Source organism: Alteromonas sp. DY56-G5 (assembly GCF_041414725.1).
Classification (GTDB): Bacteria; Pseudomonadota; Gammaproteobacteria; order Enterobacterales; family Alteromonadaceae; genus Alteromonas; species Alteromonas macleodii.
This window is the reverse complement of record NZ_JANHZQ010000017.1, coordinates 55171-77555: the sequence shown is the minus strand read 5'-3', so window position 1 is coordinate 77555 and position 22385 is coordinate 55171. Positions and strand designations below refer to the sequence as shown.

21 protein-coding genes are annotated in these 22385 nt (G+C 45.7%); 14 read left to right on the top strand and 7 right to left on the bottom strand.

The features are described 5' to 3' along the window. Window positions 1–42: 42 nt before the first annotated feature. On the bottom strand, window positions 43–504 hold the full coding sequence (locus NO989_RS10545) for a nuclear transport factor 2 family protein (RefSeq protein ID WP_014979105.1): 462 nt from the start codon (window positions 502–504) through the stop codon (window positions 43–45). A gap of 144 nt (window positions 505–648) precedes the next feature. On the opposite strand from NO989_RS10545, the gene NO989_RS10540 reads away from it, so the two are divergent. Together NO989_RS10540 and NO989_RS10535 are read left to right on the top strand one after the other, a co-directional pair. Next, entirely contained in the window at window positions 649–1557 is a 909-nt protein-coding gene (locus NO989_RS10540; protein ID WP_371342500.1) for a LysR family transcriptional regulator, read from the top strand. 224 nt (window positions 1558–1781) lie between these two features. Then, entirely contained in the window at window positions 1782–2246 is a 465-nt protein-coding gene (locus tag NO989_RS10535; RefSeq protein WP_039229671.1) for a GNAT family N-acetyltransferase, read from the top strand. 133 nt (window positions 2247–2379) lie between these two features. Here the strand turns inward: NO989_RS10535 and NO989_RS10530 are convergent, their stop codons facing one another. The 5 genes from NO989_RS10530 to rne form a co-directional block, all read right to left on the bottom strand. Beyond that, window positions 2380–3207 (bottom strand): haloacid dehalogenase type II, encoded by an 828-nt coding sequence (locus tag NO989_RS10530; RefSeq protein WP_061485686.1) that lies wholly within the window; start codon window positions 3205–3207, stop codon window positions 2380–2382. An 83-nt stretch (window positions 3208–3290) separates the two neighbouring features. Next, on the bottom strand, window positions 3291–3968 hold the full coding sequence (locus NO989_RS10525; protein ID WP_014949203.1) for a response regulator transcription factor: 678 nt from the start codon (window positions 3966–3968) through the stop codon (window positions 3291–3293). An 86-nt stretch (window positions 3969–4054) separates the two neighbouring features. Then, window positions 4055–5623, bottom strand: a complete 1569-nt coding sequence (locus tag NO989_RS10520; protein WP_187447410.1) for a cell wall metabolism sensor histidine kinase WalK — start codon at window positions 5621–5623, stop codon at window positions 4055–4057. A 207-nt stretch (window positions 5624–5830) separates the two neighbouring features. Continuing rightward, window positions 5831–6973 carry an oxidoreductase family protein gene (locus NO989_RS10515; protein WP_371342499.1) on the bottom strand — a complete coding sequence of 381 codons (1143 nt, stop codon included), beginning with the start codon at window positions 6971–6973 and terminating at the stop codon, window positions 5831–5833. A 106-nt stretch (window positions 6974–7079) separates the two neighbouring features. Next, on the bottom strand, window positions 7080–10478 hold the full coding sequence (rne, locus tag NO989_RS10510; RefSeq protein ID WP_371342498.1) for a ribonuclease E: 3399 nt from the start codon (window positions 10476–10478) through the stop codon (window positions 7080–7082). 841 nt (window positions 10479–11319) lie between these two features. Between rne and rluC the strand changes: the two genes are divergently transcribed. Continuing rightward, window positions 11320–12261 carry a 23S rRNA pseudouridine(955/2504/2580) synthase RluC gene (gene rluC / locus NO989_RS10505; RefSeq protein WP_371342497.1) on the top strand — a complete coding sequence of 314 codons (942 nt, stop codon included), beginning with the start codon at window positions 11320–11322 and terminating at the stop codon, window positions 12259–12261. Between the two features lie 3 nt (window positions 12262–12264). Further along, window positions 12265–12972, top strand: coding sequence for an HAD-IA family hydrolase (locus NO989_RS10500; protein ID WP_014976322.1), 708 nt, complete (start codon window positions 12265–12267; stop codon window positions 12970–12972). A 131-nt stretch (window positions 12973–13103) separates the two neighbouring features. On the opposite strand, the gene NO989_RS10495 is transcribed toward NO989_RS10500, so the two are convergent. Then, window positions 13104–13724, bottom strand: coding sequence for a nucleoside triphosphate pyrophosphatase (locus NO989_RS10495; RefSeq protein ID WP_156078260.1), 621 nt, complete (start codon window positions 13722–13724; stop codon window positions 13104–13106). Window positions 13725–13877: 153 nt separating this feature from the next. On the opposite strand from NO989_RS10495, the gene yceD reads away from it, so the two are divergent. From yceD to mltG, 10 genes are all read left to right on the top strand, one after another. Continuing rightward, the gene (gene yceD / locus NO989_RS10490) at window positions 13878–14411 is read left to right on the top strand and encodes a 23S rRNA accumulation protein YceD (RefSeq protein ID WP_014976324.1); all 534 of its coding nucleotides are present in this window, start codon (window positions 13878–13880) and stop codon (window positions 14409–14411) included. 3 nt (window positions 14412–14414) lie between these two features. Then, on the top strand, window positions 14415–14585 hold the full coding sequence (gene rpmF / locus NO989_RS10485; protein ID WP_012518206.1) for a 50S ribosomal protein L32: 171 nt from the start codon (window positions 14415–14417) through the stop codon (window positions 14583–14585). 15 nt (window positions 14586–14600) lie between these two features. Continuing rightward, window positions 14601–15626 carry a phosphate acyltransferase PlsX gene (gene plsX, locus NO989_RS10480; RefSeq protein ID WP_014976325.1) on the top strand — a complete coding sequence of 342 codons (1026 nt, stop codon included), beginning with the start codon at window positions 14601–14603 and terminating at the stop codon, window positions 15624–15626. After that, window positions 15623–16588: a beta-ketoacyl-ACP synthase III gene (locus NO989_RS10475; RefSeq protein WP_014949212.1), complete on the top strand. Its 966-nt coding sequence runs from the start codon at window positions 15623–15625 to the stop codon at window positions 16586–16588. Before plsX ends, NO989_RS10475 begins: the two co-directional genes overlap by 4 nt. A 100-nt stretch (window positions 16589–16688) precedes the next feature. Next, window positions 16689–17618 carry an ACP S-malonyltransferase gene (fabD, locus tag NO989_RS10470; RefSeq protein ID WP_014949213.1) on the top strand — a complete coding sequence of 310 codons (930 nt, stop codon included), beginning with the start codon at window positions 16689–16691 and terminating at the stop codon, window positions 17616–17618. A 9-nt stretch (window positions 17619–17627) separates the two neighbouring features. Further along, window positions 17628–18368: a 3-oxoacyl-ACP reductase FabG gene (gene fabG / locus NO989_RS10465; protein WP_014976326.1), complete on the top strand. Its 741-nt coding sequence runs from the start codon at window positions 17628–17630 to the stop codon at window positions 18366–18368. A gap of 199 nt (window positions 18369–18567) precedes the next feature. Further along, a complete protein-coding gene (acpP, locus tag NO989_RS10460; RefSeq protein WP_012518211.1) occupies window positions 18568–18807 on the top strand; it encodes an acyl carrier protein in 240 nt (79 codons plus the stop codon). Window positions 18808–18887: 80 nt separating this feature from the next. Continuing rightward, a complete protein-coding gene (fabF, locus tag NO989_RS10455; RefSeq protein ID WP_014949215.1) occupies window positions 18888–20126 on the top strand; it encodes a beta-ketoacyl-ACP synthase II in 1239 nt (412 codons plus the stop codon). Window positions 20127–20359: 233 nt separating this feature from the next. Continuing rightward, complete coding sequence (gene pabC, locus NO989_RS10450) at window positions 20360–21211, top strand: aminodeoxychorismate lyase (protein ID WP_371342496.1); 852 nt, start codon at window positions 20360–20362, stop codon at window positions 21209–21211. A 113-nt stretch (window positions 21212–21324) separates the two neighbouring features. Beyond that, window positions 21325–22344: an endolytic transglycosylase MltG gene (gene mltG, locus NO989_RS10445; RefSeq protein WP_014949217.1), complete on the top strand. Its 1020-nt coding sequence runs from the start codon at window positions 21325–21327 to the stop codon at window positions 22342–22344. The last annotated feature ends 41 nt before the right edge of the window (window positions 22345–22385 follow it).

The window sequence follows — 22385 nt, the reverse complement described above, 5'->3', positions numbered from 1 at the left end:
TCTCAATAGAAATGGTTAGTTGGGTGTTATTATCAACATTGTTTACAGCTCAAGCTCGGACAGCGTGGGAAAATCGTCAGGGCGTCGTTCGCCATCCCACGTGAACTTTCGGTCACTTTCTGAAATAGGATGTTCGTTGATACTGGCAATACGTTTTTCCATTAGGCCATCAAGGTTGAACTGCCAATTTTCATTACCGTAAGCTCTATACCATTGACCAGAATCGTCCTTGTACTCGTATGCAAAGCGCACTGCTATGCGGTTTGCGTTGAATGCCCATAGCTCTTTTACTAATTTATAGTTGAGCTCTTTGTTCCACTTTCTCGTCAAAAAACTCACTATTTGAGCACGTCCTTCAATAAATTCTGCTCGGTTGCGCCAACGGCAGTCAAAGGTATAAGCACCTGCAACTTTTACCGCATCTTTGGTGTTCCATGCGTCTTCAGCAAGTCGCACTTTTTGCGCTGCGGTTTCAGGTGAAAAGGGGGGAAGCGGTGGTCTCATAATTAACTCCTGTAGGCATTGGGCTGTAGTGTAAAAACGTTAACCTGAACGAAAACGTGCAAAAGCTGAGAGCGATACTAGAACTTTCCTTTTATTTAATAATTAGCTATTTTTGAAATTTATAATTTCATTGAGTGAAATAATATGGACAAGCTTTTGTGCATGAGAGTGTTTGCAGAGGCTGCTAAGTCGGGAAGCTTTGTAGGAGCTGCAGACGCGATGTCGATGTCAGCGCCTGCGGTTACTCGGTGTATTGCACATTTAGAGGCACAGTTAAATACTCGACTTTTTCATCGCACAACGCGGCAAGTGAAATTGAGTGAGGTTGGTGAACATTACCTTATTCATGTTTCACGTATACTGGCAGATATTGAGCAAAGTGAAGCTGCTGTGTCTGGCATTGATTTAGTGCCCAGAGGTGAGCTTAATATCACGGCACCAATTTTGTTCGGCGAACGTTATGTAACGCCAATAATATCCCAATTTCTTAAGGACTATCCCGACATTAGGGTTAACGGGCATTTTCACGACGATGTGGTGAATCTAATTGATAGCAATATGGATGTAGCAATACGTATAGGTAACCCGAAAGACTCCTCGCTTTACGGTGTTACGGTAGGATACGTACGGCGTGTAACCTGTGCGGCGCCTAGCTACTTGGCGAGTCGCCCGGCCATAAAAAAGCCAGAAGATTTAAAACGGCATAGTGTGCTTTATCCGACGCGCTTTAACGAGCCAGCGGTATGGACGTATCACAAAAACGGCAGACCTAATGCCATTAAGCTCACACCTCGTTTTCAATCCAACCAAAACAGAGCGGCTATTAACGCCGCTATTGCAGGCGTTGGGGTTGTTCGGTTGATGTCCTATCAGGTTGCAGAAGCACTTAGAAGTGGTGATTTGGTAAGTTTGTTAGAAGATGTGGAAGACAAAAAGTTGCCTATACAGGTGGTAAGTGTTGAAGGGCGTAAGAACCTTACTAAGGTTAAAATGTTCATTGACTATGTCAAGGCGGGGTTGGCGAACAACGAGTATCTTAACCCTAGGGCCTGAATAATCCAGAGTATCTTGGCCTACGCGTGTGGTGCTCAGGCTGTAGCATAAGTTTTGAGTAAAATGGGTTGCGATACACTAAACCAACCGTTATCGTCGCAAAGATTTTAAAGTTAGCATTTTAAAATTGGCATCTTAAAATTTGTATTTTGACATCTATAACTTTAACAGGATCTGTTAAAGGCGCTACTCAAACGTTAATAATAAAAAATCATCGAGGCAACATGGTTTCCTGGCAATCACTTACATTTAATGAACTGACTAATCATCAACTCTTCGACTTGCTCAAGCTGCGTGTCGATGTTTTTGTCGTTGAGCAAAACTGTGCCTATCCGGAGCTTGACGAAAAAGACCGCCATCCGAAAACTCATCATTTAATGGGGTTTCAAGATAACAAATTGGTAGCGTGTGCACGATTACTTGGCGAAGGGGTTAGTTATCCATCGGTGAGTATCGGTCGAGTAGCTACCAGCGAAGCTTTCAGAGGTAAAGGGGCGGGCAGAGCACTTATGCGTGAAGCCATTGATCATTGTGAGGCGTTATGGCCAGGCTGTGATATTGAAATTGGCGCGCAAGAGTATTTAAAACGGTTTTATGAAGGTTTTGGGTTTGAAGCCACTTCGACTATGTACTTGGAAGACGATATTCCTCACATCGATATGAAAAGAGCAGGCACGGCAACAGCGTAGCTCAGTGCCTAGCTCGAAATATTGGTTGGCATGACCTTTTATGGCCCAGGTGTTTAACCTAATAATTATGTTTACCCGTGCCAACCGATAAGCTGTGCTTTTATGTGCACCTAGATACCATCAACCCTAACGCTTATTTGGCATCGGGTAATTGGGAGACTAATTCATCTATTCCGCTTACCACCGTGTCAGGCGCTATTGCTAACGGGTAAAGTACCTTACCGGGGCGTGCAATGAACGCGGCTTGCCAGCCTGCCTGTTTAGCACCAGCAATATCCCAACCGTGTGCCGCCACTAACATAGCGTCTTCTGCTGCTATACCCATTTTTTCAATAGCCCACTCATACGTGCGAGTATCGGGCTTATATAAGTTAATGTCTTCTACACTTAGTCGCTCGTCGAAATAAGACAAAAGATCAGCATTTTTAAATTGAGTATATACGCCTTGATTAGACGAGTTGGTAAGGCTTACTAGTTTATAACCCTTGTTTTTAAGTGCCTGTAAGCCATCGCGCACGTCAGGATGGGGCGGTAGGCTTCGCAAAGGCGTGACAATTGCCGTTTTCGCTTGCGCTTTTGTCAATTCTATACCTTCAATTTCAGCCACCATCAGCAATGAGGCAACGCCAATTTCTCCAAAGGTATGAAAGCGGCCAGTCGTTGAATCAACCAGTGAATGATGCAGCATAGTAGAGAACCACAGTGGCAACAAATCATCTCGACCGCCCAAGGCTTCGCCTACCGAGCTGCGCATGGCGGTGAGGTCAAGCAAGGTCTCATTAACATCGAAAAAGATAACCTTTGGTGCTCGCAATTCCCGTGCAGACATTGCTGTATTCTTATCAGGCTGCGCGGCACTTCTGGTGTCTGTCTGAGCGAAGACTGGTGATGACAATAGACTAATGCCTACAGCGGTTGCGCAACATAGCCTTGAGAGTAATGAAGAAGGTGAGCGAGCCATAATTATCCTTTATATAAATATTGAACGAGTGTTCAAATTAGGCGGGATAACACATGAATGCAATAGCTAATGAGACGAAACGACTATTTTCTGGTGGTCAACCGATAGCCGTTGCCTCTCAGAGTTTCAATAAATATGGCATCACTGCTGTGAAGTTTTTGTCGCAGCCTACTGATATACACATCAACAACATTAGTTAACGGATCGCTGTGACTTCGCCATACTCGACTTAATATGCGTTCTCGAGACAGCACTTTTTCAGCATTTTCTGCGAAGTAGTAGAGCATGTCGTATTCTAGTTTGGTGAGCGAAATCTCTTCCCCAGACAATGTCGCAATACGTGACTCGTCATCGATGTTTAACGGTCCGATGGTGAGGCCTAATTGGGTAACCGGTGTATTCGTCACTCTTCGGCTTAAGGCCGTTATGCGCGCAAGTAGTTCGTCAAAGTCAAATGGCTTGCACAAATAGTCATCCGCGCCTTGTTTTAAACCATTCACGCGCTCGCGTACTTCGTCCACCGCGGTTAGCAACAAAACCATAGGGGCATGGGGAAGCGACTTGATTGCGGGCAGCAGCTCTACGCTATCTTCATCACCAAACATGCGATCAAGTACAATAATAGCAGGGGCTTCATGGCGAATGCGCGTGACTAAGTTGTGTAATGCCGACTCTTCGATGCACTCAAAACCTTCAGCGCTTAAGCCTCGTGATAGAAAGCGTAGCAAGGGGGCTTCGTCATCAGCAATAAGAATTTTCATTGTTGTTATGATCCTAGTCGTTCGAAGTTACTTAACGGTTGTTATTGGAGCCTGTTGACCGCTGCAAAAATGTACAGTAACGGTCATCAGGCCCTAGTCGCGTGGTCTTGTAAAACTGGCAGCGTCAACGTGAACTGCGAGCCTTTACCTAATGTGGAATGCGCACTCAATGTACCGTGGTGGGCTTCTGCTATCGCTTTAGCGATAGACAAACCTAGCCCCATTCCATTGCCTTTGCGCTTTAACCTAACGAAGCGTTCAAAAACGTGCTGCAAATCACTTGACGAAATGCCTTCACCGCTATCAATGACCGATACGTTGATATTCGGGCCTTCGCTCTCAACGCGCAGCACAATGGGCGTATCGGGATAAGAATATTTGTGCGCGTTTTCGATAAGGATGGTCAGTACCTGCACAATTCTGTCTTTGTCGATGAGCACTTGGACCTCATTATTGGCAAGCCATTTAAGATCTAAGTCTCTTGGCTTTGTGAGCTTTTGCCATAACGCCATATTTTGTGTAAGCAGGTTATGTAAGTCAGATTTAACCAGATCTACAGTAAATTCGTGCATCTCGGCACGCGCTAGCAGCAGCAAATCATCAACCAACTTACTTAAGTTCACGGCTTGCTCAAGTATGGTTTCTAGCGTTTCTTTATAAATCTCGTTGCTAGCCGCAGACTGCCTAAGGGTTACCTGCGCTTCGCCACGAATAATGGTTAACGGCGTGCGCAATTCGTGACTTACATCAGCCATAAATTGTCGGCGCTTTGCGTCCAGCTGAGTGAGTTTATTGTTTGCTTCTTTTAAAGCCCGGGTTCGGCTCTCCACTTCAAACTCTAAGTGCTTACGATGGGCATCAGCCTGGTCTTCGTGTTCTTGTAGTCGCGCTATCATCGAATTTAGTGCTTTAACCAAGTCAGTAAATTCGCTATCCAGGGTTTCAGGCAATCGATAGTGGTAGTTTCCCGAGGCAATGGCATCGGTACCCGTGCGAATAACTGTAAGCGGCTGATACAGGGCATTGAATAGCCAATAACAACCCAGCAGAATGAAAGGACAGGTGATAAGGCCTAAACTGATAGTAAACCACACAATGCTGCTGTTTAGCGTTTCAATGCTAGCGTTAATGCGCGATACAACGCCTGTTTGGCGGTTTACTGCAGAGTTGATGGCCTCCCTAAACTGGTTGTCGATAGTTACTTCAAGTAATGTTTGAAGGCGCTGCTGTTGATTAAGTGGAGTACTGTCGTTACTTAGCGCAATAGCTCTAAACTCTTCCACAATGCCTTGAATCAGCGCTTCAAGTTCATCGGTATCTTCAACACTTCCTAATGTTGCCTCAAGCCCTAGTGCTTCGCGTTGGGCAAGTTCCAGAGATTTTATACGGTTCAACGAGTTTTCTATTTGTTGTTGTTTGTTTCTCACTTTCGCTTGGTTCGCATTCTTGCCAAAAATAAGCTCATCGGTTAGCTGTTTGAAAAGCCTGTAGGAAATACTTGATAACTGCTGGTGCTCTGACAGCAGGGATTGAGCGAGTTGAGCTTGCGCTAAGTTAGTGCGCGTTAAATGCGCAGATATGGCTGCACTGGCTAAAGCAATCAACAGAATAAAAGTGGAAAGTAGCCCAAAAAGGTAGAGTTTACGTTTGTACATTGGCAGCAGCGTTATGATTATTTGTCACTATATACGCTAAACGTAATTTAATGGTGCAGTTTCACGGCAATAAAATAGTAAGTCTGAGCAGATGGGCTACCAGCGACATGTCGTCTGAATTGGTGTAGAAATAGAACGTAAAAAAGGGCGCGAGAGAGAAAAAAAGTACGTTCATAAAAGTCGTGATCACTATGAAAACGTAATCGTTTAAGCCGTGCGCTCAAGAATAGACAAGGCAATATCTGTTTGATATTGGAGCTCTTCATCTATTTTCCAGTGTTCGGGGCTCCAACCCGCTAAGAACCGATAAAAGTCAGCGCAGGCGAAGGGGTACAGGTACTTCCATTCAGCAATGATAAGCGCAATATCAGCACGCTTGAAACAAGCCGAACTATCATTGTTAGCCAATCGAGTGTGTAGCGCATCTTCGAGCGCTTGAAAGTAGTTATCGAGCAATGCATCACGATGTTTCATGTGGGTTTGGGTTGATAGGGCACTGCCCAAAAAATACGCCACGTCCTTTATGCCTGCGCCATAACCCACGTACTGAAAGTCGACAGCTGCACAGTCAGAAAAATCTTCGGTAAAACAAAAGTTAGCCACTTTAGCATCGCCGTGCACCAAAGTGTGATAGTGAGCGTTGCCTAACGTGGTAGATATATCGACAGCATGTTGCTTTAGTAATCCATCCGACATGGCGTTGAACTCATCTTCACGGGTTGCCAAGTGCCAATAAGTGCCTTCAGGCCATAATTGTAAACTTCGGCTATCAAATTCATCTCTCACATTGACAAAGCGTGCATGAAAGTTGGCAAGCCATTTTAGAACAGTGATGCATTGCGCAGCGGAAAGTGAAGAGGCCGTTCGAGAATAGCCACTGTGTGCTAAGTCTTCCATAACAAGAAGGGAGGCTTCGCCCTGTTGGCTGTGCCCTAAACATTTAGCTGTACGGCACGACGCATCAGTTTGGACTTGAACGTCGCTATAAAAACAGTTCTCTACCTTAAAAGATTGGCACTTACGGTTGTGGCTAGCTTCACCATTCCAGCCTTTAGGGTGTGAGAGCCTGTGTGGCGGAGTGGCGCATTTCACAACTACTTTTAGCGCTGCTTCGTCTCCACCTTGTTGCGCGCCAAGTGGGTTTTGTTGAGCTTGGTGATACTGGCTTTCTTGGAAAGGGCTTCTCTCGTCCTGGTTCTTTGAAAAAGTACTATTGGGATAGCCCAAAGTGGCACGAAAGCATGCTCCGTAGCCACTCCAAAGAGGTTGAATCATTTGTGTGTCTAATACTTGCGCGTTACATACTTGGCTTAACCAATCTATATACTGCTGGTTTACCGTATCTGACATTTTATTCTCAACTCGGACTCGATGTTAAACATACACTAACAAACAAAAAAGCCGCTCGAAAGCGGCTTTTACGTCAATTAGCTAGTAGCGCACTAGCGACTGAAAATTATTCAGCCACTGCTGCTACTTCGGCAACGTCATCTACCGACTGAGGAAGCGTTGTTACTGCTGATGCACGTGACGTTACGTGCGACATGGCTGCAGTTTTACCCGATACTGCGAGTGCAGGTCGTGTGTCGTCAGCTTTAGCGGTAAGCGCTACATCAACAAATGCGTCGTTTACTGCTGCAGGCAATGCCATAGGGTGCGATGCACCACGCTTTCCTTTGCCACTCGCTGCTAGGCTCGAAGAAGGCGCTGCTGTTGTTTCAGCTTCTTCTTTAGTCGCTGGCGTATCTGCTTTCGCCTCTTGTACCTGTGCTTCTGGTTCTGCAACTACAGGTGCGTCAGCCAAGTTTATTTCAACTTGCTCTGGCGATGCCGTTGCTTCGTCTTTAGCTTCTGACGCCGTATCAGCTTGCGTTATTTTAGCTTCAACTGCCGGTTCCGCTTGTGCTGCCGGAGCTGTTTCTTCAACGTTGCTTTCTTGCACTGAAGTTTGAGCTTCTTTAGCCAGTTTAGCTTCAGTTGTCGCGTTATCGTCTGCTGACGTTACTTCATCAGTTGAGTCTACAGCTTCCGAAGGTTTATCGTTCGCAGACGGCTCTGCATCCGCTGAAGGCTTATTTCCCGCTGAAGGCTCTTTACCCGCTAAAGGCTCTGCATCAAACTGAAGTTCGTCCTGAACGGCTTCAACGTCAAGCTTTGCTTTCTCTTGCTTAGAAACAGGTTGCTCTTCAGCTGGCGCTAACTGCCCAGGCTCTTTTGCTTGTGTTTCTTCGACAACAGGTGCATCTGTCTTAGCTGTCGCTTCAACTTCTGCTTCTGGCTGCTGCGGTGACAACTCACCAGGCTGTTTAGCTTGCGTGTCTGAATCGTCAACTTGCTGCGACTCTTTCTTACGACGTTGGCCAGCCGCACGAACGTGACGTGGAGAGCGGCGTGAACGGCCACGGCCTTCACGTTTTTGACCATGCTCTTCACTGTTAGCGTCGGTATTCGCATCAGTGCCATCAACGGCATCACTAGTTATCGCTGATGAGTCACCTTCACCCTTAACAGCATCCGATACTGGCTTCGCTTCAGCAGGTTTTTCAGCTGACTTTTTCTCTGCTTTCACTGTTGGCTTTTGCTCATCCTTCTTCTGTTCAGCAGTGTTTTCAACCGGTGACTCTGCTTTCGGCGCTTTAGGCTTGGCGTCAGCTTTAGCTTTGTGCTGCGATGGCGCTTCTTTAACTACTTGCGCAGCCTGGGCTTCGTTTTGTTCAACAGTAGTTGCCCCGTTGTCATCTTTCTTCACACGGACGCTGCGGCGCTTGTCACGACGTTTTCTGCGTTCAGCAACTTCACGCTTCTTCTGCGCTTGGTTTTCTTGCTGCTCGCCGTCTTGCTTCTCGTGCTTAGGCTTTTGTTGCTCATCGCGAGGTTGTTGTGCCTTACGAGGCTTACGACCTTTGTTATTGCGCTTATCATCTTGATCTTGGCGCTGGTCTCGCTGCTGATCGCCGCGCGGTTTGCGATTATCATTCTGCTCACCATCGCGATTTTGGTCTTTACCTTGGTCTCTGTTTTGAGACTGATTGCCACGACGATTGTTCTTGTTGCGCGGCTTGCGGCGACGGTCGTCATTATTGCGGCTGCGGTTGTTTCTATTTTTATTACCAGACTGTGGCTTCTTGTCTTTATTGGTTTCTTCTTCGCTTTCGCTACCAAATAAATCGCTAATCCACTTACCAAATCGAGCAAATAGCGAAGGCACATCGTCGGCTTTCTTCGCTGGCTCTTCTTTTGGCGCTACAACAGGCGCAGCCGTTGGCGCAACAAGGCCTTTCAGTGCTGGCTCTTCGCGCTTAACCGGAGCAGAAGTCGTTGTTTCCGTCTCAGCTTCTACCGCAGGCATTAACTCTACGTCGTAACTCGCTTCAGATATAACGTCATCTGGACGTCTGCGTAATACCTGGTAGTGCGGTGTATCTAGGTTCGCATTAGGAATAAGTAGCAAGTCAACACCGTGGCGCTTTTCTAGAAGCTGAATAGACTTACGCTTTTCGTTCAGTAAATACGTCGCAACTGGAACAGGCAACTGTGCTTCAATTTGCCCCGTGTTTTCTTTAATACTCTCTTCTTCCAAAATACGAAGAATAGACAGTGCCAAAGACTCAGTGCCTCGAATGGTACCGTGACCAGAACAGCGAGGACACACGTGATGCGCTGATTCGCCTAAAGAAGGGCGTAAACGCTGGCGAGACATTTCCAAAAGGCCAAAGCGAGAAATGCGACCCAATTGCACTCGTGCTCTGTCGCTTCTCACCGCGTCTTTCATGCGGTTTTCAACTTCACGTTGGTGACGTACTGGCGTCATATCAATGAAGTCGATTACAACCAATCCACCTAGGTCACGAAGACGCAGTTGACGGGCAATCTCGTCTGCCGCTTCTAGGTTTGTGTTAAGCGCTGTCTCTTCAATATCACCACCTTTTGTTGCACGGGCAGAGTTAATATCTATAGAGGTTAGTGCTTCTGTTGGGTCGATAACAATTGAGCCGCCAGAAGGCAAACGCACTTCGCGTTGGAATGCAGACTCAATTTGGCTTTCGATTTGGTAGTGACTAAATAACGGCACTTCACCACGATAGAGCTTTACGCGGTTTGCAAAGTCAGGGCGCACTAATTGAATGTGCTGTAAAGCTTGCTCATAAATACTGGTTTTATCGATAAGGATTTCGCCAATATCGCGACGTAGGTAGTCGCGGATAGCACGAACAATTACGTTACTTTCCTGGTGAATTAAGAAAGGGGCTTCACGTTCTTCAGCAACGCTAGAGATAGCTTCCCAATGGGTAAGCAGTACTTTTAAATCCCACTCTAGCTCTTCGTAAGATTTACCAACGCCCGCAGTGCGGACAATCAAACCCATACCTTCAGGAAGGTCCAATTTGCTTAGTGACTCTTTAAGCTCTGTACGCTCGTCGCCCTCTATTCGGCGTGAAATACCGCCAGCGCGAGGGTTGTTTGGCATAAGTACTAGGTAACTGCCTGCAAGCGATAAGAATGTAGTTAATGCAGCGCCTTTTTGGCCGCGCTCTTCTTTATCAATTTGAACAATTACTTCTTGGCCTTCTTTAATCACATCTTTGATGTTAGGGCGGCCTTCGAATTTGTAACCTTTAGGGAAGTAAGTGCGGGCAATTTCTTTGAGGGGTAGGAAGCCATGGCGCTCTGCACCGTAGTCAACAAAAGCAGCTTCTAAGCTGGGTTCAACGCGGGTAATTTTACCTTTGTAGATGTTCGCTTTTTTCTGCTCGTGTCCTGGACTTTCTATATCTAAATCATACAACCGTTGCCCATCGACAAGAGCAACGCGCAACTCTTCTTGCTGAGTTGCATTAATTAACATTCTTTTCATTGTATCTAACTCTGTTTTCGTACAGCCGTTAAGACACAAAATTAAAGTGACATGTGCAAACCCTCACCGCGCAACCTCACGGCTGGACGGGGACCTTGTTGTAACGTCGCATTATCCCTGGTGGGCAAACACTCACGCGAATAAACAAGCGCCTTTATCTTAAGCGCAAACCCATACGACCGTGAATTGACACGTATAATCGTACAGATGCATTCATGTTCACACTGCTTTAAGGATGTCGGGAGCGACTAGCCCTTATTACTCATTTCATTTTTTCAAGCGGCATCATTTTTGCCACTCAATTGTCATTTAATTCTGTTAGCTAAACGGCAAACTTATTTTATGTTCGCAAGCATGGCCTCGCTTTTTACGGCAGTGTAGTCGTTGCCTCTCTCGCGGGGTCGGTATGAATGTGTTATTTCATCGAACACTTATCATTGCTGATGTCACCGACGCTCAAACCATGCTTTTATCGTTTACAAGTTAAAACAACACACTCAGATGCGTGCTGATTTTCGGTCTTGTTGATGTTTTTATAACGCTGTGTTTCACATTGTTAAAGTGCGGCAACGAAATGCCTGTTCCACACCTTTCTTTTTACGTGAATTTAATCGTGTTAAAAACATCGATAATTATCGCACTAAAAGTCAAATTTTAGCAAGGAAAGCGAATGAATAAATCCCATAAATTGAGATGTTAAATACAGAAAACATGCGCTTTGGATAAAAAGTATGCGCAAAGGTGGGTTTTCTAAGTCCTAGCTAAGCGCTGATATAATAATTATTTAGTAAAACGTAACTTTCAGTATGTTGGGCACTTTGCAATAGGGTATAATGCTTCTATGAAAGAAGAAGCTCCCCAAAAAGTACGTTTTGTAACGGTTGAAGCCGACTTGGCTGGTCAACGTATCGATAATTTTTTGCGCACCCAGCTAAAAGGTGTGCCGAAAAGCATGATTTATCGCATTTTACGCAAAGGTGAAGTGCGGGTGAATAAAGGTCGTGTTAAGCCTGAATATAAGTTACAAGCCGACGATTTAATCAGAATACCACCGGTTCGCGTGTCGGAAGGTGCGCCTGCGCCATCGCCAAAGCTCGATAAAATTGCATCATTAGAGTCGCATATCCTTTTCGAGGACGACCGTATACTTGTTATCAACAAGCCATCGGGAATGGCAGTTCACGGAGGAAGTGGCTTGAGTTTTGGTTTAATCGAAGGCTTAAGAGCCTTGCGTCCCGATGCCAAATTTATGGAATTGGTACACCGATTAGACCGTGACACGTCGGGCTGCATTTTAATTGCTAAAAAACGTTCTGCCCTTCGCCACATGCATGAGCAGCTTCGCACTGGCAAAATGGACAAGCGATATAATGCGCTAGTTGCAGGTGAGTGGCCTAAAACTCGATTTAAAGTTAAAGCGCCGCTTCGTAAAAATGTGCTGCAATCAGGTGAGCGCATGGTAAGTGTAAGCGACGATGGTAAACCGTCAGAAACTCGCTATCGCATATTAGAGGAATACGCAGGTGCAACCTTGGTTGAAGCGTCGCCTATTACAGGTAGAACCCACCAAATTCGCGTTCACTGTTTGCATGCGGGTCATCCTATTGCTTGTGACCCAAAATACGGTGATGCGGATTTCGACGCGGCAATGCGCCAGAAAGGGCTGAATAGACTGTTCCTTCACGCTCGCAGTATTTCATTCCTGCACCCAGCGACTGAAGAGCGCGTGACATTCACCGCGCCATTAGACGACACACTCTCAAATACACTTAAAGCGCTGTAAGTTATGCATTCAAAAAAACAGGCTGTGGAAACACAGCCTTTCATTTCGTTAGATAAAACACTGCCTAAGTACAAACTTGTTATCTTCGATTGGGATGGCACGCTCATGGATTCGGCGGCAAAAATTGTTAGCTGCATGCAGCTTGCTGCAAAGCAGTGTGATATGCCTGTTCCTACCTACGACGAAGTAGGTCACATTATTGGTATAAGTTTAAAGCCTGCCATTAAACAGCTTTTTAATATCAAAGACGATGAGTTAGCCGAGCGTTTAGTCGCCGCCTATAAAGAGGCATTTGTCACTCGCGATACAACGCCGTGTCCTTTGTTTCATGGCGTTGAACAGTTACTTAGCAATTTGAAAGAAGCGGGATGCACATTGGCCGTTGCGACAGGTAAAGCGCGCCGCGGTCTTGATCGAGCGTGGGCACAAACAGGGACGGGTCCTTTCTTTAGTGCGTCACGTACCGCCGATGAGGCAGAATCTAAGCCTTCGCCCGACATGCTGCTACAGTTACTTGATGAACTGGGCTATGAAATAAAAGACGCCGTGATGATTGGCGACACAACCTACGACATGCAAATGGCGAAAACGATTGGTATGGATAGGATAGGTGTGTCATACGGTGTACATGCGCAGGTTCATTTAGAAGCGTTGTTACCTGTTGCACTTGTACACTCTATAAGTGAACTAGAAACAGCGCTATTCAAATAGCGCTGGTTCATTTAGAAGCGTTGTTACCTGTTGCACTTGTACACTCTATAAGTGAACTAGAAACAGCGCTATTCAAATAGCGCTGGTTTGTAGCACTGCTTTGATACAACTGCTCTGACAGAATTAGTGGCTTACTGTGCAGCCATTGCTAATAAATCGGTATCGAAGTGTGCGCCCAGTAATTCATTTAGCAGCATTATCGGAAGACCGATTAAACTGTTAGGGTCGCGGCTTTCTATTTTATCGAACAGTAATACACCCAAACCTTCGCTTTTAAAACTGCCGGCGCAATCGAGTGGTTGCTCTTTATCTACGTAGGCGCGAATGGCAGCTTCACTGTTATGGCGAAAGAAAACGCGTGTTTCATCTACCTGTGTTATCGTTTTACTAGCGCTAGGTTGGTGAAGGCAAAGTGCAGTATAAAATGACACTTGCTTACCTTGGCATGCCATTAGCTGGTTTACTGCATTTTCAAACGTGCCAGGCTTGCCAAGTAGCTGCGGGCTCGCATCGGTTTGGACCAAAGCTACTTGATCACTACCTATAATAATGGTGTCGTTATTTACCTTTTCTAATTCAGCGGCAACCTTGTGCGCCTTTTGTTCGGCTAAACGTAAACTCAATGCAGTAGGGCTTTCGTTCGCAAAAGGCGTTTCGTCAATATCTGGTGCGTGGGTGTCTACCTGAATACCAATGTTGGCGAGCAACATTTTTCGGTATTGCGATGATGAGGCAAGAACAAGGGAGGCCACAATTACTCCTTTTATAAAATCAATATGTTGCGTACTTTCAGTTAGTAGTGCAATGTTACATTATCACTGCGTACCACATACAGCGTTTTATTGTAGGTTAAAACGCAATTTTGCTTTGACAGGAAGGGGTTGACCCTATATCATGCGCGCCCTATGCAGAAAGTGAAACTCCCTCATTCGGTTGAACCGACTAAAAGTGCCATGAAACGTTCCGATTACCGGGGCGTGATTGCGTCTAAAGATATGGAACGATTGAGTGAAGCAGTTGTCCGATGCAATGACTATGTGGACGCAGAAGTACAGTTCGAAAAAGACGCGCAGGGTCTTACTGTCTTTCACGGCCATCTAGCCACGCAGGTAACACTTATCTGTCAAAGGTGTAATGGTGAACTCGATTATCCCGTGGAAGCGGAATTCTGTTTTACTCCAGTGCAGGGAGAAGAACAGGAAAGCGATGACATCATTCCCGAGGCTTACGAACCGGTAGAGGTCAACGACCACGGAGAAGTTAATCTGCTTCAAATTTTTGAAGACGAGCTACTGTTATCTTTGCCAATTGTGCCCCTTCATGCAGAGTCGGAGTGTACAGTGAAGCAAGACGATATGTCGTTTGGAAAGATTGAACCGGAACAAGAGCGACAAAACCCTTTCGCGGTTTTGAAAGAACTTAAGCGAGACCAGGAGTAAGTTATGGCAGTACAACAAAATCGTAAAACGCGTTCTAAGCGCGGTATGCGTCGCTCACACGATGCATTGACAGGCGCGACTTTGTCTGTCGATTCAACGTCGGGCGAAACTCACCGTCGTCACCACGTGACCGCTGACGGTTATTACAAAGGCAAGAAAGTAATCGGCGCGTAATACGGCGACTACATTTTGTCTAAACTAACCATCGCGTTAGATATCATGGGGGGCGATCATGGTCCCCCTGTTATCCTTCCCGCAGCCGTAAAGGCTATTCAACTTCACCCAGACGTGCACTTCACGTTATGCGGTGATGAAGATACCATCAAAGCAGGTATACAGCCCCTTACCAACGCTGAACGAAACCGCGTTACTATTGTGCATTGCTCACAAGTCGTTGAGATGGGCGAAGCGCCAACGTCAGCGCTACGAAACAAGAAAGATTCTTCTATGCGTCGCGTTATTGAACTTGTCGAAAGTGGCGAGGCAAACGCGTGCGTAAGCGCAGGTAATACCGGTGCACTGCTTACCTTATCGTTCTATTTGCTTAAAACCTTATCAGGCATTGATAGGCCCGCACTCATTAACATGATGCCTACAACAGGGCACCATAACGTATTTCTTTTAGATTTAGGCGCAAACGTGAACTGTACGCCTGAAATTCTTTTCCAATACGGCGTTATGGGCTCAGTGCTTGCGCAAGAGGTGGCGGGCATAGCATCGCCACGGGTTGCCTTGTTGAACGTAGGCGAAGAAGATATTAAAGGTAACGCACAGGTAAAATCTGCCGACCAGCTTTTTAAAGATGCGCCAGGCATAAACTATATTGGTTATGTAGAAGGCGACGACATTTTCACCGATCATGCCGATGTAGTGGTAACAGACGGTTTTACTGGAAATGTAGCGCTTAAATCGAGCGAAGGGCTGGCTAAGTTAGTGATAAACGAAGTAAAACGCCAGTCACAGAAGAACTTTTATACCCGATTATTGGCAAAAATTGCCTTCCCATTACTGAAATCTATCTATAACAGCGTGAACCCCGACCAGTATAACGGTGCGAGTCTGATAGGATTGCGCGGCATTGTTATCAAGAGTCACGGAAATGCACAAAAAGACGCCTTTTATTACGCCATCGTGCAAGCAATGAAAGAAGCAAAGATGCATTTACCTGAAAAGATAAAGACAAAGATAGAAACGGTATTGTTGGAGCAGCTTTGAGCAAATATTCACGCTTTATAGGAACAGGTAGCTATTATCCCAGCGACGTGCGTACAAACGCAGATTTAGAGCAAATGGTGGACACCAGTGACGAATGGATCACTGACCGTACCGGGATAAAAGAGCGACGTATTATTGGAGCAGATGAAACCGCTGCTACCATGGGGGCAGAAGCCAGTAAGAAAGCCATTGAGATGGCTGGCATTGACCCGAAATCTATCGACATGATTGTGTGCGCTACCACAAGTGGTCGCTATGCGCTTCCAAGCACAGCATGTGAAATTCAACGCATTCTTGATATTGACGGTATCCCTGCATTTGACGTAGCTGCTGCATGTGCAGGTTACTGCTACGCATTAAGTGTTGCCGATCAATACATTAAGTCTGGCATGGCGAAACGTATTCTTGTAGTCGGTACCGACTGTTTGAGCCGCTTGATAAACCCTGAAGACAGAACCATGGTTATCTTGTTTGGCGATGCAGCGGGCGCAACGATTATTGAAGCGAGTGATGAACCTGGCATTCTTTCCACACATATCAACGCATCAGGCTCTCATGGCGATTTGCTGTACGTGGGTAATCCAACCCGTGGTGACGAGCAGTCGGTTCACGAGAACTGGGGTGTGATGCGTGGTAATGAAGTCTTTAAGGTTGCGGTAACCAAGCTTTCAGAAGTGGTGGAACAAACCCTTGCTGCCAACGGTATGCAAAAATCTGATCTTGACTGGTTAGTACCTCACCAAGCAAACTTTAGAATTATTAAAGCGACAGCTAAAAAGCTGAATATGTCTCTTGATCAAGTAGTGCTTACGTTAGAGCAGTATGGTAATACCTCTGCTGCTACTGTGCCTACAGCGCTTGATACAGCTATCAGAGACGGGCGCATTCAACGCGGACAGCACTTATTACTAGAAGCCTTCGGAGGCGGATTTGCTTGGGCATCGGCGCTTGTACGCTATTAGCCTTGCAGATATTTGCCTTGGTGATATTTGCCTCGTTAAGGGGCACTCCAACTCCGACGTTTTCTCGCTTCTAGTAAATTAAAAATAATAAGGAATCGACATGACAAAGACAGCCTGTGTATTTCCAGGACAAGGTTCTCAAAGCGTAGGTATGCTAAAGGAACTTGCTGAGACTTCTCCGATTATCGAAGCAACGTTTAAAGAAGCCTCTGACGCGCTCGGCTACGATCTGTGGGATTTAGTCCAAAATGATACAGACGGTAAACTTAACGAAACCCATATCACTCAACCAGCGTTGCTTGCTGCTAGCGTAGCAATTTGGCGTGTTATTCGCGAGCAGGGCATCGATGTAGATTACCTAGCGGGTCACAGCCTTGGTGAGTACTCAGCATTAGTATGTGGCGGCGCCATGGATTTTGCTGATGCTATCAAGCTTGTGGAAGCCCGTGGTAAATACATGCAAGAAGCTGTACCAGCAGGTGCAGGTGCCATGTATGCCATTATCGGATTAGACGATGCCGCCATTGCGGATATTTGTCAGCAAACTGCTATTGCTACAGGCGATGTAGTTGCACCAGTTAACTTTAACTCTCCAGGCCAAGTGGTTATTGCAGGGGAAAAGAACGCCGCAGAGCAAGCTGCTAATGCGTGTAAAGAAGCGGGCGCAAAGCGCGCACTTCCTCTTGCGGTAAGCGTTCCTTCACACTGTGAGTTAATGCGTCCTGCAGCAGATAAGTTAGAAGACGCATTATCGTCATTGAACGTTAATGAGCCTGCAATCAATATTGTGAACAATGTTGATGTCACTATAGAAACCCAAGGTGATGCAATCAAGAACGCATTAGTGAGACAACTATATTGCCCCGTTCAATGGACACGTACTGTTGAATATTTGGCGGCAGCGGGCGTTGAGCGCGTTATTGAAGTAGGTCCAGGTAAAGTACTTACTGGATTGAACAAACGTATCGACAAGAGCCTAGAATCTCTTGCAGTTAATACACCTGATGGTGTTGAAGCATTAAAACAATAAGGAAACGCAATGAGTCAATTAGACGGTAAAATTGCGCTTGTTACCGGCGCAAGCCGAGGTATAGGCAAAGCGATTGCCACGCAGCTTGCTCAGCAAGGTGCTACAGTTATCGGAACCGCAACCAGTGAAAATGGTGCGCAAGCGATCAGCGATTATCTTTCTGAATTCGGCGGCAAAGGCTTTGCACTAAATGTCACCGACAAAGAAAGCGTAGATACCACGATTAAAGCGATCAATGAAGCACATGGTGGTATCGATATCTTGGTCAATAATGCCGGTATCACACGTGATAATCTGCTAATGCGCATGAAAGATGACGAGTGGCAGGATATTATCGACACCAACTTAACCTCAATTTTCACACTGTCAAAAGCGGTACTTCGCGGTATGATGAAGAAGCGTTTTGGTCGCATCGTGAACATTGGTTCAGTGGTGGGCAGTGCAGGTAATGCCGGACAGGCAAACTACGCTGCAGCGAAAGCAGGGGTCATTGGCTTTTCTAAATCTATGGCGCGTGAAGTGGCTTCTCGTGGTATTACCATCAACGTTGTAGCGCCTGGTTTTATCGATACCGATATGACAAAAGCGCTGACTGATGACCAAAAAGAAGCCATTTTCAAAGATATTCCGGCTAACCGATTAGGCGAGCCTGATGAAATTGCAGCCACTGTTGCCTTTTTAGTAAGCGATGGTGCAGCCTATATTACAGGCGAAACTATCCATGTAAATGGTGGTATGTATATGGGGTAAATTCGCAAAAATTGCGAATTTTCCTTAGTTTGGGGTGGTATTTACCCGAACTTGGATGTAAAAATAGTATTTTACGAATTTCGAATGTCGCTGGTTTGACCAGAAAATTTGTTTAAACTGGTGCTTGCAAGGATGTACCTTGCAAAATAAACTAGCGGCACTTTTATTATCTAGTGACGTTTAAGGGAAACCTAGAATTATGAGTAACATTGAAGAACGCGTTAAGAAAATCATCGTTGAACAACTTGGCGTGAAAGAAGAAGAAGTAAAAGCAGAAGCTTCATTCGTTGACGATTTAGGCGCTGATTCACTTGACACTGTTGAGCTAGTAATGGCTTTGGAAGAAGAATTCGATACTGAAATTCCTGACGAAGAAGCAGAAAAAATTACTACTGTTCAATCAGCAATTGATTACATCAACGCTAACAAAGACGCTTAAGTCTTAAGTAGCGACAAAACGGCTCTTCTAACAGAGCCGTTTTTGTATCTCCTACCTTAGTTCCAAAGCGAGGGCTTTTTGTGACAAAACGTCGCGTAGTGGTTACTGGTCTTGGAATGCTTTCACCATTAGGTCTTAATAGCGAAGACACATGGCGCAAATTGCTCGCGGGCGAAAGCGGCATCGGTGAAATCACCCATTTCGATTGTAGTAACTATTCAACCCGTTTCGCAGGTCAAATTAATGATTTTGATCCGCAGGAATACATTGAAAAGAAAGAAACCAAGAAAATGGACCGCTTTATCCAGCTGGGTATAGCAGCAGGCAAGCAAGCCTTGGTCGATTCTGGTTTAACTATTTCACAAGATAATGCGCATCGTGTAGGTGTAGCTATTGGTTCAGGTATTGGTGGTTTAGAACAAATTGAACAAAACCATTTGAAACTGACAAATAGCGGTCCTAAGCGCGTATCGCCATTTTTTGTACCTTCAACCATTACCAACATGATCTCAGGCTTTTTGTCTATCATGGAAGGGTTGAAAGGACCGAATTTAAACGTTGTGACTGCTTGTACAACAGGCGTTCATAACATTGGTATTGCCGCAAGAACAATTGCTTATGGCGATGCTGATGCCATGTTGGCCGGAGGCGCAGAAGCGTCTATTACTCCGCTAGGCATGGCTGGTTTTGCCGCAGCACGTGCGTTGTCATCTCGCAACGACAACCCACAAGCAGCAAGCCGCCCATGGGATAAAGACCGCGATGGTTTTGTCATGGGTGAGGGCGCTGGCGTGGTAATGCTAGAAGAATACGAAGCAGCCAAAGCGCGTGGCGCGACCATTTATGCAGAACTGGTTGGTTTTGGCATGAGCGGCGACGCATACCACATGACTTCTCCACCTGAAGATGGAGAAGGTGCGGCAGCGTCTATGCAAAACGCGATAAATGATGCGAAGTTGGATGCAAGCGAAATCGGCTATGTTAACGCACATGGTACGTCTACGCCTGCAGGTGACATTGCGGAAGTGGCAGCAGTAAAACGCGTGTTCAATGACCATGCTCACAAGCTACTTGTTAGCTCTACCAAGTCAATGACAGGCCATTTGCTAGGGGCCGCCGGTTCAGTTGAGGCAATTTTCACTATTTTGGCACTGCGTGACAAAATGGCGCCGCCAACCATTAACTTGGATGAACCAGGTGAAGGCTGCGACTTAGACTTTGTTGCACACAAAGCGAAAGCATTCAATGAAGACTACGCACTGTGTAACTCATTCGGGTTTGGCGGTACGAACGGATCATTGATTTTCAAGCGTATCTAATACGGCGTAACTAATATAGCGTACTTATCGCTGATTAAGTGAACTTCACGTATATTTAAAAGGCAGCTTCGGCTGCCTTTTGTTGTTTATACAGTTAAATTTCGCAGTAAATATCATAAAACTCAGGTCTCTTTGAGCACAGCTACAGCCAAATCAATTCAGCTAGACGTTGTCTGACCAACGCAAGTTGGTATACTTCCAACAATCACAATAACGGCGAACAAGAGTAGGCAGTGAGAATTATTCCTAGCGCTACGCCTATTTCATCAAGTGACAGGGCGTTTAATTATGGCGACGGTGTGTTTACCACATTGTTGGTAAGTGAACATCAAGTAGAATTATTGCCTTATCATATTTCACGTTTAGAGCACGATGCGGCAGCCATCAAGCTCAATATTGATATCCGCGCGCTTGAAGCCGCAATTGCTGAACAGGTTAAGACGATAAAGAGCGGTTCAGGTGATAACGCTTCTCCAAAATATGTGCTAAAAGTTCACGTGTCGGGAGGTCAAGCCGGAAGGGGGTATGCGCGAAGCGAAGACAGTGAAGCATTAGTCAGATTTAGCCAGCACCCTTACCCTGTCCATTACGATTGTCTTGCGAATGAAGGTGCAACGGTAATATGCGCTCAAACGCGGTTAGCCATTCAACCATTGCTTGCGGGTGTAAAGCATATGAACAGGCTAGAACAAGTCTTAATTAAGCACGAAGTAGACGACGCTGGCGTACACGATGCTATTGTTTGCGATACCCAAGATAACATTATTGAAGCGAGTGCTGGCAATGTATTTTTCTACCTCAATGAACAATGGTATACCCCGTCTTTGAAAGGAAGCGGTGTCAATGGCGTAGTCAGGCAGTGTCTTATTGATTCGCTGTTAAACGACAATTGTTCGCTTCACGTGGGGGAATATGACCTTTCTTATTTGCGAAAAGCGAGTGCAGTGGTAATTACCAATGCACTAATGGGCGTAATGCCGGTACAGAAAATACAAATGCCGGATTTCTCTTATGTCGATTTTGATGTAAGAAGCGATGCGATTGTAGCGCTAAAGACACGGCTTCAGACTGCGCTTCAAAATTAACTAAAACGCACTTCTCACAACGGGGTTCGTCAACGTTTTACGAGCTTCACCAGATTAGTAGTAAAAAGAAATAAAATGGAATGTAAAGCAATGAAGAAAGGGGAAGTTCAAGCATGAAGCGGGTAATTGTTATTCTATTATCTCTTTTCATGCTTGCCGTTGTTGGGGCAGCCTCTGGCGTAATGTATGTCTCGAGCAAGGTTACCGATGAACTAGCATTAAAAAGTGAAACCTTATTTACGATAGAGAGCGGCAGTAACGCTTATCGTACCGTGAAACACTTGCGTAAAATAGGCATGACCGATGTGTCGCCCTTTGTTGCTAAGGTGTGGCTCAAATTCTTTGCAGGCAGTACGTCTGTTAAGTCTGGCACCTACATGCTGCGCCCAGGGCAGTCACTAGTAGATGTGTTTACCTTGTTTACTGAGGGCGATGAGCATCTCTTCGCAGTGAGTCTAGTTGAAGGGCTAACTCTTGCACAGTGGCTTGAGGCGCTTAAACAAAACACAGATTTGGTGTTTGATTTAAATGAAGGGAAATTAAACCAGCTCACTCAGGATAATGGTGTAGATTGGTGTTGCGAAAACGTTTCGCAGACAGAGGGCGTATATTTGGCTGATACGTATTTCTTTACCAAAGGCACAACCGCAAGCGAGGTATTGAAAAGAGCACACCGCGCGCTAATTGACTTTGTCTCTAGCGAATGGGAATTACGGGATGCCGAACTGCCGTTAGCCACACCTTACGAGGCTCTTATCTTAGCGAGTATCATTGAAAAAGAAACGGCTGTGCCTGCGGAACGTGACATGATTTCAGGCGTTTTCGTCAATAGGCTAAACAGAAATATGCGTCTTCAAACTGATCCCACCGTGATTTATGGTATCGGTCCTACGTTTGACGGAAACATTACCCGTAAGCACTTGCGAACAGCAACGCCTTACAATACCTATGTTATTAAAGGGCTCCCACCTACGCCTATCGCGATGGCAGGCAAGGCCGCCATTCACGCTGCGTTGCACCCACTGACAACGGATGCACTCTATTTTGTGGCGAAGGGCGATGGCAGCCATCAATTTTCTACGACACTAGCTGAACACAATGCAGCTGTGCGAAAATACCAGTTAAAACGATAGCCGTATTGATGCAGACAACCGATACGTTATAGCTAAATAAA

Bases quoted from the DNA above. Each gene is read 5' to 3' on its own strand.
- NO989_RS10545 (WP_014979105.1), bottom strand. From the start codon at position 504: ATGAGACCACCGCTTCCCCCCTTTTCACCTGAAACCGCAGCGCAAAAA.
- NO989_RS10540 (WP_371342500.1), top strand. From the start codon at position 649: ATGGACAAGCTTTTGTGCATGAGAGTGTTTGCAGAGGCTGCTAAGTCG.
- NO989_RS10535 (WP_039229671.1), top strand. From the start codon at position 1,782: ATGGTTTCCTGGCAATCACTTACATTTAATGAACTGACTAATCATCAA.
- NO989_RS10530 (WP_061485686.1), bottom strand. From the start codon at position 3,207: ATGGCTCGCTCACCTTCTTCATTACTCTCAAGGCTATGTTGCGCAACC.
- NO989_RS10525 (WP_014949203.1), bottom strand. From the start codon at position 3,968: ATGAAAATTCTTATTGCTGATGACGAAGCCCCCTTGCTACGCTTTCTA.
- NO989_RS10520 (WP_187447410.1), bottom strand. From the start codon at position 5,623: ATGTACAAACGTAAACTCTACCTTTTTGGGCTACTTTCCACTTTTATT.
- NO989_RS10515 (WP_371342499.1), bottom strand. From the start codon at position 6,973: ATGTCAGATACGGTAAACCAGCAGTATATAGATTGGTTAAGCCAAGTA.
- rne (WP_371342498.1), bottom strand. From the start codon at position 10,478: ATGAAAAGAATGTTAATTAATGCAACTCAGCAAGAAGAGTTGCGCGTT.
- rluC (WP_371342497.1), top strand. From the start codon at position 11,320: ATGAAAGAAGAAGCTCCCCAAAAAGTACGTTTTGTAACGGTTGAAGCC.
- NO989_RS10500 (WP_014976322.1), top strand. From the start codon at position 12,265: ATGCATTCAAAAAAACAGGCTGTGGAAACACAGCCTTTCATTTCGTTA.
- yceD (WP_014976324.1), top strand. From the start codon at position 13,878: ATGCAGAAAGTGAAACTCCCTCATTCGGTTGAACCGACTAAAAGTGCC.
- rpmF (WP_012518206.1), top strand. From the start codon at position 14,415: ATGGCAGTACAACAAAATCGTAAAACGCGTTCTAAGCGCGGTATGCGT.
- fabD (WP_014949213.1), top strand. From the start codon at position 16,689: ATGACAAAGACAGCCTGTGTATTTCCAGGACAAGGTTCTCAAAGCGTA.
- fabG (WP_014976326.1), top strand. From the start codon at position 17,628: ATGAGTCAATTAGACGGTAAAATTGCGCTTGTTACCGGCGCAAGCCGA.
- acpP (WP_012518211.1), top strand. From the start codon at position 18,568: ATGAGTAACATTGAAGAACGCGTTAAGAAAATCATCGTTGAACAACTT.
- mltG (WP_014949217.1), top strand. From the start codon at position 21,325: ATGAAGCGGGTAATTGTTATTCTATTATCTCTTTTCATGCTTGCCGTT.